At 42.3% G+C, this 13,194-nt stretch carries 14 protein-coding genes; 13 read left to right on the top strand and 1 reads right to left on the bottom strand.

Annotated elements, in window-relative coordinates; all coding sequences use genetic code 11:
• Positions 1-18: 18 nt before the first annotated feature.
• From glpX to C6344_RS12665, 6 genes are all read left to right on the top strand, one after another.
• Positions 19-984, top strand: coding sequence for a class II fructose-bisphosphatase (gene glpX, locus C6344_RS12690; RefSeq protein WP_012011567.1), 966 nt, complete (start codon positions 19-21; stop codon positions 982-984).
• Between the two features lie 364 nt (positions 985-1,348).
• Positions 1,349-2,632, top strand: coding sequence for a transcription termination factor Rho (gene rho / locus C6344_RS12685; protein WP_003215202.1), 1,284 nt, complete (start codon positions 1,349-1,351; stop codon positions 2,630-2,632).
• A 130-nt stretch (positions 2,633-2,762) separates the two neighbouring features.
• On the top strand, positions 2,763-2,963 hold the full coding sequence (gene rpmE, locus C6344_RS12680) for a 50S ribosomal protein L31 (protein WP_003215407.1): 201 nt from the start codon (positions 2,763-2,765) through the stop codon (positions 2,961-2,963).
• Between the two features lie 87 nt (positions 2,964-3,050).
• Positions 3,051-3,653: a thymidine kinase gene (locus tag C6344_RS12675; protein ID WP_003214626.1), complete on the top strand. Its 603-nt coding sequence runs from the start codon at positions 3,051-3,053 to the stop codon at positions 3,651-3,653.
• Between the two features lie 279 nt (positions 3,654-3,932).
• Entirely contained in the window at positions 3,933-5,633 is a 1,701-nt protein-coding gene (gene malS / locus C6344_RS12670) for an oxaloacetate-decarboxylating malate dehydrogenase (protein ID WP_066031615.1), read from the top strand.
• Between the two features lie 91 nt (positions 5,634-5,724).
• Positions 5,725-6,681, top strand: coding sequence for an AEC family transporter (locus tag C6344_RS12665; protein ID WP_106072973.1), 957 nt, complete (start codon positions 5,725-5,727; stop codon positions 6,679-6,681).
• Positions 6,682-6,715: 34 nt separating this feature from the next.
• On the opposite strand, the gene racA is transcribed toward C6344_RS12665, so the two are convergent.
• Positions 6,716-7,264: a chromosome-anchoring protein RacA gene (gene racA / locus C6344_RS12660; protein WP_106072972.1), complete on the bottom strand. Its 549-nt coding sequence runs from the start codon at positions 7,262-7,264 to the stop codon at positions 6,716-6,718.
• Between the two features lie 210 nt (positions 7,265-7,474).
• Between racA and prfA the strand changes: the two genes are divergently transcribed.
• The 7 genes from prfA to C6344_RS12625 all read left to right on the top strand — a co-directional run bounded on the left by prfA (position 7,475) and on the right by C6344_RS12625 (position 13,149).
• Positions 7,475-8,542: a peptide chain release factor 1 gene (gene prfA / locus C6344_RS12655; protein ID WP_034660298.1), complete on the top strand. Its 1,068-nt coding sequence runs from the start codon at positions 7,475-7,477 to the stop codon at positions 8,540-8,542.
• On the top strand, positions 8,532-9,416 hold the full coding sequence (prmC, locus tag C6344_RS12650) for a peptide chain release factor N(5)-glutamine methyltransferase (protein WP_060597490.1): 885 nt from the start codon (positions 8,532-8,534) through the stop codon (positions 9,414-9,416). The genes prfA and prmC overlap by 11 nt, the downstream gene beginning before the upstream one ends.
• Positions 9,417-9,558: 142 nt before the next feature.
• Positions 9,559-10,038: a hypothetical protein gene (locus C6344_RS12645; RefSeq protein ID WP_106061450.1), complete on the top strand. Its 480-nt coding sequence runs from the start codon at positions 9,559-9,561 to the stop codon at positions 10,036-10,038.
• A gap of 118 nt (positions 10,039-10,156) precedes the next feature.
• The gene (gene spoIIR, locus C6344_RS12640) at positions 10,157-10,813 is read left to right on the top strand and encodes a stage II sporulation protein R (RefSeq protein WP_034660295.1); all 657 of its coding nucleotides are present in this window, start codon (positions 10,157-10,159) and stop codon (positions 10,811-10,813) included.
• Between the two features lie 63 nt (positions 10,814-10,876).
• A complete protein-coding gene (locus C6344_RS12635; protein WP_106061452.1) occupies positions 10,877-11,320 on the top strand; it encodes a GNAT family N-acetyltransferase in 444 nt (147 codons plus the stop codon).
• Positions 11,321-11,481: 161 nt separating this feature from the next.
• Positions 11,482-12,534, top strand: coding sequence for an L-threonylcarbamoyladenylate synthase (locus C6344_RS12630; protein ID WP_081311467.1), 1,053 nt, complete (start codon positions 11,482-11,484; stop codon positions 12,532-12,534).
• Positions 12,535-12,594: 60 nt separating this feature from the next.
• Positions 12,595-13,149 carry a manganese efflux pump MntP gene (locus tag C6344_RS12625; RefSeq protein WP_034660292.1) on the top strand — a complete coding sequence of 185 codons (555 nt, stop codon included), beginning with the start codon at positions 12,595-12,597 and terminating at the stop codon, positions 13,147-13,149.
• The last annotated feature ends 45 nt before the right edge of the window (positions 13,150-13,194 follow it).

Here is a 13,194-nt window from a genome sequence, read left to right as displayed (position 1 = left end):
GAGGAGATTTGGACAAAAATGGAAAGAAGTTTATCGATGGAACTAGTACGGGTGACAGAAGCAGCCGCATTAAAATCTGCCCGTTGGATGGGAAGAGGATTAAAAGACGAAGCGGATGATGCTGCAACAAGTGCAATGCGTGATGTATTTGATACCATTCCGATGAAAGGAACAGTGGTCATTGGCGAGGGAGAAATGGACGAAGCACCAATGCTTTATATTGGGGAAAAGCTTGGGAACGGATACGGACCCCGCGTGGATGTTGCTGTTGATCCATTAGAAGGAACAAATATTGTGGCAAGCGGCGGCTGGAATGCCTTAGCTGTTATTGCGGTTGCAGATCATGGCAACCTGCTGAATGCACCTGATATGTACATGGATAAGATCGCAGTAGGTCCAGAAGCGGTAGGCTGCATCGACATCGAAGCGCCTGTCATTGATAATCTTCGCGCTGTGGCAAAAGCAAAAAACAAAGATATTGAAGATGTCGTTGCAACGATTTTAAACAGAGATCGACATGAGAAAATTATTGCTGAACTGAGAGAAGCAGGAGCAAGAATTAAACTGATCGATGATGGTGACGTTGCAGGAGCCATTAATACAGCATTTGATCACACAGGTGTTGATATTCTATTTGGTTCAGGCGGAGCGCCAGAAGGTGTCCTTTCTGCTGTTGCGTTAAAGGCACTTGGTGGTGAAATCCACGGAAAGCTTCTTCCTCAAAGTGAAGAAGAACTGAGACGCTGTGAGAAAATGGGGCTGGATGTTGGCAAAGTCCTAAGAATGGAAGACCTCGTGAAAGGCGACGACGCCATTTTTGCAGCGACTGGTGTAACAGACGGCGAGCTATTAAAAGGTGTTCAATTCAAAGGCTCTGTTGGAACAACACATAGTGTTGTTATGCGTGCGAAATCGGGTACAGTTCGTTTCGTAGACGGCAGACACAGCTTAAAGAAAAAACCGAATCTTGTCATTCGTCCGTAATCTGAAAGCGGGTATTCATTACCCGCTTTTCATATAGGTGTCAAATGTATATCATTTTCTTTTTAAAGTTGAATATTCTCTGCAAATGAGGTAAAACTAAAGAGTGCTGCGAAATTTTCTGCGAATTTACTTCTTTTAAGCTTCAACAAGTTTAAATACTGCCGCATCATGACGATATACTCATTATCCTTCTCTATGTTGACAAAGCTCAATTTCACATTGTTCCTATCTTTTACGATAAAACGAGTGGGAGCGTTACCATGAGAGCGAGGTCATTCCAACAAAACGGAATTAAAAGCTAATCAAATACAATGGTCATGCATTTGTAATGAAATACATTGACTAGAAAAGTGTGGTGTCCATATTGAAAGATGTTTCGATTTCATCTTTGGAAAATATGAAATTAAAAGAGCTGTATGAGTTAGCAAAAAAATACAAAATCTCTTATTACAGCAAACTAACAAAAAAAGAATTAATTTTTGCCATCTTAAAGGCGAACGCTGAGCAAGAGGATCTCTTATTTATGGAAGGGGTTCTTGAAATTATTCAGTCTGAGGGATTTGGTTTCTTAAGACCAATTAACTATTCTCCAAGTTCTGAAGACATTTATATTTCAGCTTCACAAATCAGACGCTTTGATTTACGAAACGGAGATAAGGTGTCTGGAAAGGTACGACCTCCAAAAGAGAATGAACGCTACTATGGCCTCCTTCATGTAGAAGCGGTAAATGGGGACGACCCAGAATCAGCTAAGGAACGTGTTCACTTTCCTGCACTCACGCCACTATTCCCTGATCGTCAAATGATTCTTGAAACACAGCCTAATCACCTGTCTACTAGAATTATGGATATGATGGCGCCAGTTGGGTTTGGGCAGCGTGGTTTAATTGTTGCACCGCCTAAGGCTGGGAAAACCATTTTGCTCAAAGAAATTGCCAACAGCATTTCTGAAAATCACCCAGAGTCAGAGCTGATTGTCCTTTTGATAGACGAACGCCCGGAGGAAGTAACAGATATCGAACGTTCTGTTGCAGGGGATGTTGTTAGTTCAACCTTTGACGAAGTACCGGAAAACCACATTAAAGTAGCAGAGCTTGTATTAGAGCGTGCCATGCGTCTTGTTGAACATAAGAAAGATGTCATCATCTTAATGGACAGCATCACAAGGCTTGCTCGTGCATACAACCTTGTCATCCCGCCAAGCGGCCGAACGCTTTCCGGCGGTATTGATCCAGCGGCCTTCCACCGTCCAAAACGCTTCTTTGGTGCTGCGCGTAACATTGAAGAAGGCGGAAGCTTGACGATTTTAGCCACTGCGCTTGTGGATACGGGATCACGTATGGATGATGTGATTTATGAGGAGTTTAAGGGAACGGGGAACATGGAGCTTCATTTGGACCGATCTCTTGCAGAAAGAAGAATTTTCCCAGCGATCGACATTCGTCGTTCTGGTACGAGAAAAGAAGAACTGCTTGTACCAAAAGAGCATCTTGACCGTCTATGGGCGATGAGAAAATCGATGTCAGATACACCTGACTTTGCTGAGAAGTTCATGCGCAAAATGAGAAAAACAAAGACAAACCAAGAATTTTTCGATATTTTAACGCAAGAATGGAAACAAGCGAACATGTCTGCATCAAGAAGATAGCTTGTTGAAAAAATACATTTGCAATCATAGACTCACACTGTTATAATTTCATCATGTGCGTTTCAGAATTTATTCTGAGATATTAACTCTGTTTCCGAATTGGATTCAGGGCGGAAGGAGATGACAGTAGATGAAAACAGGAATTCATCCTAACTACAAAAAAGCTACAGTCAAATGCGCTTGTGGAAATGAGTTTGAAACTGGATCAGTAAAAGAAGAGGTACGCATCGAGATTTGCTCTGAGTGCCATCCTTTCTATACAGGCCGTCAAAAATTCGCTTCTGCTGATGGACGTGTTGACCGCTTTAACAAAAAATACGGTCTTAAGTAATAATAGATACAATAAACAGGCAGGAATCCGTTCTTGCCTGTTTTTTTACGTGGATTGATGGAACTTTAAAACGGGGGAGAAGACCTTATGTATGTGATGAAACAAAGCGGTTGGCTTGAAGTCATCTGCGGAAGTATGTTTTCTGGAAAGTCGGAAGAATTGATTCGGAGAGCCAAAAGAGCCACCTTTGCCAAACAAGAAGTAAAAATATTCAAACCAGCGATTGATAACCGATATAGTACAAGCTCAGTTGTCTCACATAACGGTTCATCAGTCGATGGGATTGCAGTAGCCTCACCAAAAGACATAATAACGCACATATCAGAAAGAACCGATGTCATTGGCATTGATGAGGTGCAATTTTTTGATGAGACAATCATTGACATTGTCACTCAATTGGCTGATAAAGGTTACCGAGTCATTGTTGCAGGCCTTGATCAAGATTTCAGAGGAGAGCCATTTGGTGTTGTTCCGCATTTAATGGCATGTGCAGAGCTTGTAACAAAACTTCAAGCAGTTTGTTCGGTATGCGGCTCCCCAGCGAGTAGAACACAACGCTTGATCGACGGTAAACCCGCATCCTATGATGATCCCATTATTTTAGTAGGTGCGCAGGAATCATACGAAGCACGATGCAGACATCACCATGAAGTACCAAGACTTGACGTTGGTACAACACTTGACAATTAAAAAAATAGCAAATGCCGCTGTGTTTCGTTTTTCGAGATTTTGGCTGAACACCCATCATTTGTACTTAAATAAATTAAATAACGCTACGAAAAAATTATCTAATTTTCAACGCTTGCGTTTTAGCATAAGCAGGCATAAAATGACTAACTGTAGTGTAAAGCATTTTAACGAAAAGTTCGATTTCTTGTCATAATTTTTTTGATTAAGGATTTTCCTCCTTAATCGTTCTTTAAATTAATAGTTCACTTTATTTATATTTTAGAAAGAGGGTAGTTTTTGATGAACAACGTGAAGAAAACAAAAGAAGGGTACCTCGAAACCACTTTGACAGGTAAAGATGTATTATCGATTCCAACGTTGAACAAAGGCGTTGCTTTCTCTGAAGAAGAAAGACAAGAGCTTGGACTAGAAGGCTTACTTCCTCCAACTGTTCTCACTCTAGAACAACAAGCGGAGAGAGCGTACAAGCAATTTCTGGCACAGCCAGATCGTCTTCGTCAAAACGTATACTTAAGTGATTTGCAAAACCGTAACGAAGTATTGTTCTATAAGCTTCTAACAGACAAGCTTCGTGAAATGCTTCCTGTTGTGTACACACCAACTGTTGGTGAAGCGATTCAAGAATACAGCCATGAATACAGAAGACCTCATGGTGTCTATCTTTCAATCGACAACATTGACGGCATTGAGAAAGCATTTGAAAACTTACATGCAACAGCAGGAGATATTGACCTTATCGTTGCAACTGACTCTGAGAGCATTCTTGGAATTGGTGACTGGGGTGTTGGTGGTATCAACATCGCAATCGGTAAATTAGCTGTTTACACGGCTGCAGCAGGTATTGATCCAAGCCGCGTAATTCCAGTCGTATTAGATGTTGGTACAAACAATGAAAAATTATTGAATGATCCATTATACATCGGAAACCATCACAAACGTGTACAAGGTGAAAAATACGAAGAATTCATTGATGCTTATGTAAAAGCAGCGCTTAAATTCTTCCCGAAAGCCTTACTTCACTGGGAAGACCTTGGAAACAAAAATGCGCGTAACATCATGAAAAAATACAATGATAACATCTTAACGTTCAATGATGATATTCAAGGTACTGGTGCCATTACTTTAGCGGGTGTTCTTGCAGCTGTCAAGAAAACTGGTACTCAATTGAAAGATCACCGTGTTGTCATTTTCGGAGCTGGATCAGCTGGTATCGGAATCGCAGATCAAGTGCGTGACGCAATGGTCCTTGAAGGTCTAACGGAAGAAGAAGCCAACAATGCATTCTGGACATTAGACTACAGAGGTTTGCTAACAGATCAATTTGAAGATGAAGTGCTTGATTTCCAAAAACCATACCTTCGTTCTTCTGCTGAAGTAGAAGGCTGGGCACGCGATGAAAAAGGACAAATCTCATTTGCTGAAACTGTTCGCCAAGCGAAGCCAACAATCCTTATCGGTACATCAGGTCAAGGCGGTGCATTCACTGAAGAAATCATTAAAGAAATGGCAGCTCATACAGAGCGTCCAGTGATCATGCCAATGTCTAATCCAACACCACTTGCTGAAGCAGTGCCAGAGGATCTATTCAAATGGACAGACGGCCGTGCACTGATTGCGACAGGAAGCCCGTTCGAAAACGTTGAGTATAACGGAATCGAATATGAAATCGGACAATCAAACAATGCGTTCGTTTTCCCTGGACTTGGTCTTGGTTCGATCGTAACAGAATCAAAAATCATCACAAAAGCCATGTTCGTCGCTTCTGCGAATGCAATTGCTGAAATGGTTGATCATGAGAAACCAGGTGCTGGTCTACTGCCAAGCATTGATAAATTGCAAGAAGTGTCAATCCATGTGGCTGTTGAAGTAGCGAAAGCAGCTATTGAAGATGGTGTCGCAAGAAAAACGCCTGACAACATCGAACAAGCTGTGAAAGATGCAATGTGGATTCCTGAATATAAAAAAATTGTAAGAGCATAATAAAAAGTGTAACGCGGCATTGTTTCGGGTAATCTAAGCAATGCCGCAATAAAATAAGAGACATGTAAAGGATTCAAGGAGGAATAGTAAGATGGACTTTTTAAATATTTTGATCCTCCTAGCACCGATTTTTTTCGTTATCGCGCTGGGTTGGTTCGCAGGGAACTTCGGCAGCTATGACGCTAAATCTGCAAAAGGTGTAAGTACACTTGTTACAAAGTATGCTTTGCCAGCGCACTTTATCGCCAGCATTCTGTCAACACCAAAAGATAAATTCTATAGTCAAATTCCATTTTTCGTTGCATTGATTTTCGGAATCGTTGGTTTTTATATCATTATCCTTTTAGTTACGAAATTTGCTTTTAAATATGATTTAACAGATTCATCTGTTTTCTCGTTAAACTCAGCACAACCGACCTTTGCATTTATGGGGATTCCGGTCTTGGGTAGTTTATTTGGGGCTCAAGAAGTTGCAATTCCGATTGCTATTACCGGAATAGTTGTAAATGCATTGCTTGATCCAATTGCCATTATTGTGTCAACTGTCGGTGAAAAAACAAAAGGAAAAGCCAAAGACGGCGAAAGTTTCCTAAAAATGACGACAAAAGCGATTTTGCACGGTTTATCAGAGCCGCTTGCACTTGCACCGCTAGCAAGTATCATTCTTGTACTTTTAGGATTTAAACTTCCTGAAATCGGACATGAAATGTTAGAGGAAATCGGAAGTGTGACATCAGGGGTTGCGCTATTCGCAGTCGGTGTCACTGTAGGTATTCGAAAAATTAAACTGAGCTTACCAGCATTCAGTATTGCACTATTAAAAGTAGCTGTACAACCGCTGCTTATGTATCTTATTGCCGTTCTTATGGGTCTTTCGGCTGATGAAATTACAAAAGCTGTATTACTTGTTGCCTTCCCAGGTTCAGCTGTTGCAGCGATGATCGCAACACGATTTGAGAAACAAGAGGCAGAAACTGCATCCGCATTTGTGATCAGTGCCATTATGTCACTCATTACATTACCGATCATTATTGCACTTACCGTATAATATAGTAGAAGGCTGCCTCATGAGGCAGCCTTTCTTAGCGAAATGAATGAAACAGAGGGAAGAGCACACGCTTTTTTTTGATGTCAGGGTGTGTGATTTCCTTTTTTTCTTCTATTTGAGAGGGTTGTTTCAAGCTCGCGGCAAGACGCTCAAGTTTAGTGGTGAGATCTTCAATTTCTCTGCGGTGCTGAAGCAGCTGGTATGATACACCTTCATCTGCTTTTTTAGCCAGTTTCCGTTCGAGTTCTTGCAGTCGATTTTCTACATCAGTGACATGCAATTGCTGCTGAATGAGCTGTTTCACTTGCTTTTCTAATGCTTCAATCCGCCTTGTGGAGGCATCAGTTTCTGCAGCAGGTGATAACTGTTGAACGGTTTCCTCGTGGATTGGCAGTCGAATGTCTTGGAGGATCACACCTTCACTCATTTGGTGTTTGACTTCTTTGAGCAGCTGTACAATATCTTCATGAAATTCATAATGTCCAAGTTCATTCCGGGCGACAGGGATGTTGAGCTGTTTAACCCAACGCTGAATCGTTTTTGAAGAAACACCAATTTCTTTTGCAACCTCATTTGTATTCAAACCAAATGCCCTCCCTTTTTTCAATTATAAGTACCATTCTCTTCAAGGAGGACCTGTTCCTTCACGTTAGACAAAACAAGTAACCAATCGCCAAAGATCGTGTTTTCTAGCGGAAAATTGCAGAAAATCAATTGTTTTGGAAATTTTTTTGACTGTCATACCCCGCTATACTATAATTAGACTGTTACGCACAAAACAGAGGTGAAGACCATGTTAGACCGTTTAAAATCAATTGAAGAACGCTATGAAAAGCTAAATGAATATTTAAGTGATCCTGAAGTGGTGAACGACCCTAAGAAGCTTCGTGAATATTCGAAGGAACAATCTGATATTCAAGAAACTGTTGAGGTATATAGACAATATCGTGCGGCATACGACCAGTTAAGTGAAGCGAAAGCAATGCTGGAAGAGAAGCTGGATGCCGAGATGCGCGACATGGTCAAAGAAGAAATTTCAGAGCTCACAGAGGAAACGGAACGTTTAGAAGACGAGCTGAAAATCTTGCTGATCCCGAAAGATCCAAATGACAACAAAAACGTTATTGTGGAGGTTCGTGGTGCAGCGGGAGGAGAAGAGGCCGCGCTTTTTGCTGGAAATCTTTACCGTATGTACAGCCGTTATGCTGAAATGCAAGGCTGGAAAACGGAAGTGATGGAAGCGAGCGTGACTGGAACTGGCGGTTATAAAGAGATTATCTTTATGATCAGCGGGAAAGGCGCATACTCCAAACTAAAGTTTGAAAACGGCGCACACCGCGTGCAGCGTGTTCCGGAAACAGAATCAGGCGGACGGATTCATACATCAACAGCGACAGTTGCTGTCTTGCCTGAGGCTGAAGAAGTTGAAATTGATATCCATGAAAAAGACATCCGTGTAGATACTTTCACATCAAGCGGACCTGGCGGACAAAGTGTCAATACGACCATGTCTGCTGTTCGATTAACTCACCTTCCAACAGGTGTGGTTGTATCCTGTCAGGATGAGAAGTCGCAAATCAAAAACAAAGAAAAAGCCATGAAAGTGTTACGTGCGAGAATTTATGATAAATTCCAGCGTGAAGCACAGGCTGAATATGATCAAACGCGTAAATCTGCTGTTGGAACAGGGGATCGTTCAGAGCGTATCCGTACGTACAATTTCCCGCAAAACCGTGTAACGGACCACCGCATCGGATTGACGATTCAAAAGCTTGATCAAATTTTAGAGGGAAAACTTGACGAGGTCATAGATGCATTAATTATGGAAGACCAAGCAAGAAAGCTTCAAAATGCAAAATAATCAGCGAACCATCTTTGAAGCCCTTAAATGGGCTTCTTCTTTGTTAACGGAAGCCGGTAGAGACCAAAACGCAGCAGAGCTCCTTTTGATGCATGTACTGGGCCTAAGCAGAAGTGAACTTCTTGCACGTTTTCATGATCTGCTGCCAGAGGAGCAAGATCGGTTGTTCAGCGAGTTTGTCACGCAGCATAAGAAAGGCGTGCCTGTTCAGCATCTAACGGGTATTGAATTCTTTTACGGCCGTCCCTTCGAGGTGAACAAACATGTTCTCATTCCTCGTCCTGAAACGGAAGAGGTCGTTTTGGCGGCGCTGAATCTGGTGAGTGACGTCTTCCCGCACGATCAGCCGCTCAAAGCTGTGGACGTTGGCACAGGAAGCGGGGCAATTGCGATTACGCTGGCTCTTGAAAAAGAAACATTATCTGTCACAGCAACGGATATTTCACATGAAGCACTTGCGGTAGCAAAGCGGAATCAACAAGCGCTTGGTGCAGACGTCCATTTTTTACAAGGTGACTTACTCGAACCTATCATGGATCAAGGCATCAAAGTGGATCTGTTTATTTCCAATCCACCTTATATTGCAGCAGAAGAAATGGACAGTTTGTCAGAGGTGGTTACAAAGCATGAGCCAGAGAATGCGCTGACAGATGGACGTGATGGTCTGTGGTTTTACAAGCGTCTCATTCGTGATCTTCACTGGGTACTTCATGAGCAGGCGGTCGTTGTCTTTGAAATTGGACATACGCAAGGGCAAGATGTAAAAGCACATCTCTTGCAGTCATTTCCCGCGGCAGATGTCCGCATCGTCAAGGACATAAACGGGAAAGACCGAGCTGTTTGCGCACACATTCAAAACGGAAAGTCCGGCTGAAAAAAGTCGGACTATTTTATTATGTAAAGATGAAACTTATGGTAAAAGAGAAACGTATATATAGAAGAATGAACATTCTGATCATGATTTTTTTACATAAATTTGTTTTGAAGGAGCGAATGGTGTGAACAGAAGGTATGCGATGGTGTTGGTCATCGTCAGTGTACTATTGATTGTGAGTGCTTGTGGTAAACCGAGCTTTAAAAAAGAAGCAGCAGCATTTGGAGAAAGCTATAAAAAAGCACAATACACAGTGAATCGAACAGATGACCTAACTGACATGAAGGAGAAGCTGAAGTTTTATTTAACTGAGCATGAATATCAAGAATATACACAAGACAGCATGTTCCCGAGCGTGTTAGAAGCAGCAAAGGATCAAGATTGTCAAATTAAGCTGAAGAAAATTACGTTTGCGCCTTCAGATGAAAGCGATGACAGAATTGAATTTGACTATGAAATGATGATTCAATTTATTGATCAAAAAGGAAAGGTTAAAAAAGAAATCAAGAAAAAAGGAGCAATGACTGTCATCAAAACAGAATCAGGGTTAAAAATCAGCCGAGATTGGGATGGGAGACTGTACCCTTCCGATTACCAATCCTCACTCCAAAGCCGTTCTTAATGGGACGGCTTTTTTGATTTGACTTATAATCTATTAAAAAAATCATTTTGTCTGTTTATGAGATGGGTTTCCTGGACACAATGTTTGTAGCGAAGAGAAAAAGTGGGGGGAACACATCATGTTTAAAAGTAAAATGATGATTTGTCTTTATATGTTTCTATTATTATGCGGAGCTTTTGCAAACCTTGGAAGGGAGGAGACAGCGGCTGCTTCTGCAAATCAGCCTGTTGTAATACCAGACGAAGCGATCCGCTTACGCATTTTAGCAAATAGCGATCGTTCAGCGGATCAGGATGTGAAAAGAAGCATTCGTGACGAGGTCAATGCCAATATGACAGAGTGGGTTAAAGACCTCACGTCCATTGAAGAAGCAAGACGTGTAATTCGGACCAAGCTGCCAGAAATCAATCGTATTGCCAAAGCGAAATTGAAGGAACAGCACATTGATCAATCCGTCTCAGTCAGCTTTCAAAAAGCCTCATTTCCAACAAAGCTATATGGGAATTTCGTCTATCCTGCAGGGGAATATGAAGCCATTTTAATTACACTTGGAGAAGGGGATGGAGCCAATTGGTGGTGTGTGTTATTCCCGCCGCTCTGCTTTATCGATTTTTCAAATGGAGAAGCCATCGCATCGCCAGAGGGGGATGAGGATAACCAAGTGACAGCGCAGCAAACAGATGAGTCTGTTAATGAAGTGGTGAAAGAAGAGAAAGAAGAGACCGGTGAAGTGAAATTCTTTTTATTCGAATGGGTCTCTAGTCTTTTCTCCTAAAAAAGGTATAAATCTGTTTTTGCCTCATAGAGTTGAAGTAAGAGATCAAAAAGAGGTGAAAGCATGTATTATCAATTAAGAATAGCCACAGAAGAAGATGCCCCAGCGATCAATGCTTTTCTTGAAAAGGGACAAGCGAAAGGCGGCGTCACGCTTGCAGAGCGTACGACATTTGTTGTCATGGAAGATGCGGACGGTCAGCTGGCGGGGTGTTTAGGTCTTGAACAGCTTAGTGAACAAGAGGGCTTGCTGCGGTCCCTTGTCATATCAGATAAACTAGGTCAGGGACACATCGTGTCTTTGTTCCAAAGTGTTCAAACGATCGGAGGAAAAATAGGCGTGGATACTTTTTATGTCGTCGCAAACCACTCCTCCTCACATGACTTTTTGGCATTGATGGGCTTCACGCCATTAGAGGACATTCCAGAAAGCATGTGGGTATCTGCACATGCAAAAGAGATATTGGCGAAAGAACAAGCTGTGGTTCTTCATAAAAAAGGAAGTTAATCACAACATACTGGACTTATACACATACTTATCCACTGTTAAACAAGCGTTATCCACAAATTGTGGACAACGCTTGTTTTATTGATCATCATCTTTTATACTTTCAAAAGGATAATTGAGATATATCAACAGTTTTATCTTTTTTAAAAGGAGTTTGTATGATGTTAAATACAAAAAGGTGGTCTGTGGATTTAGAAAAGAGTTTATCCACATACTATCCACAAATTGAACAGGCAGCTGTGTTATTGCAGCAAAACGAAGTGGTCGCTTTTCCGACAGAGACTGTTTACGGACTAGGGGCAAATGCGAAAGAGACAGAAGCTGTCATGAAAATATATGAAGCGAAAGGGCGTCCAAGTGATAATCCATTGATTGTCCACATTGCGGAGGTTCAGCAGCTTCACGAATTTGCGCAAATAGAAAGTGAAAAAGCAAAGGCGCTGATGGAAGCCTTTTGGCCGGGCGCTTTAACCATTGTTCTTCCATGTAAGCCGGGTGCTTTATCAAAGCAGGTCACAGCAGGTTTATCCACGGTCGGTGTGAGAATGCCTGACCATCCGATTGCGCTTGAGCTCATCCGAGCAGCTGGTCTGCCGATTGCCGCACCAAGTGCCAACCGTTCAGGAAAACCTTCACCGACACAAGCTGACCATGTAGCGAGTGATCTCGATGGAAGAATCGCTGGAATTGTCGATGGCGGTTCAACTGGAATTGGCGTTGAGTCAACGGTTGTATCCTGTGTCGACGAGTTTCCAGTGATCTTAAGGCCTGGCGGAATTACAAAAGAAGCTTTAGAAGAGGTAGTTGGAGCGGTCAGTGTCGACCCGGGGCTGACAAAAAAGGACGAAGCGCCTGTATCGCCAGGAATGAAATACACACACTATGCACCTGAAGCTCAAATGTATCTTTTTTCTGGAAGTGATGAAGAGATGCAGCATCACATTCAAACATACCAGGCAGAAGGTCTAAAAGTGGGCGTGCTGACAACAGAAGAAAAGAAATCGTTGTTTGCGGCAGATGTTGTTTTCAGCTGTGGATGGAGAGGGAAACCTGAAACGATTGCGGCAAACTTATATCGTGTACTGAGACAATTTGATGAGACAGATGTAGATGTCATTATTTCAGAAGCCTTTTCAGAGCAGGGAGTGGGTTCAGCGATCATGAACCGTCTGCAAAAAGCGGCAGGAGGGCGTACCCTCTCTTCGTTCAAATAGTTCTAACCCTTCTTGGACAAACATAGGTTAAAGGAGAATGCGTGTCCAAGGGGGATTTACATGTACGAACTAGCTGGCGAATTGCTGACGCTCAGCATCATGGCTTTTGCACTGGGAATGGATGCTTTTTCGGTTGGACTTGGCATGGGGATGGTTCAGCTGAGGTTCCGCCAGATCATTTATATTGGACTTGTCATTGGGATATTTCATATGTTTATGCCGCTTTTTGGTATGCTGACAGGTCAGCTCCTATCAGGCTGGCTCGGTCTCCTTGCCACCTATATCGGCGGGGCGCTGCTTTTGGTGCTCGGGCTGCAAATGATCGTTGCGTCTATTCGCAAAGAGGATAAACCATTTATCGCACCTGTTGGGGCTGGTCTCGTTCTTTTTGCAACAAGTGTCAGCTTAGACAGTTTTTCCGTTGGTTTAAGTCTCGGAATTTACGGTTCTCACGTGTGGATGACCATTTTATTGTTTGGTTTTTTTAGTATGATCCTCACATGGCTTGGATTATTACTCGGTAAACAGGTTCGATCATGGGTTGGATCATATAGCGGGGCGCTTGGCGGAATCATTTTACTAGCCTTTGGTATCAAATTATTATTTCCGCTCTAGTCAATCTCCTTACATAACATGTAGAATGAAATGCTATATAATAGA

The organism is Bacillus sp. GBSW19, assembly GCF_002998655.1.
Lineage (GTDB): Bacteria > Bacillota > Bacilli > Bacillales > Bacillaceae > Bacillus.
The sequence above is the reverse complement of the archived record's forward strand: the minus strand, read 5'-3'. Positions and strand labels throughout refer to the sequence as shown.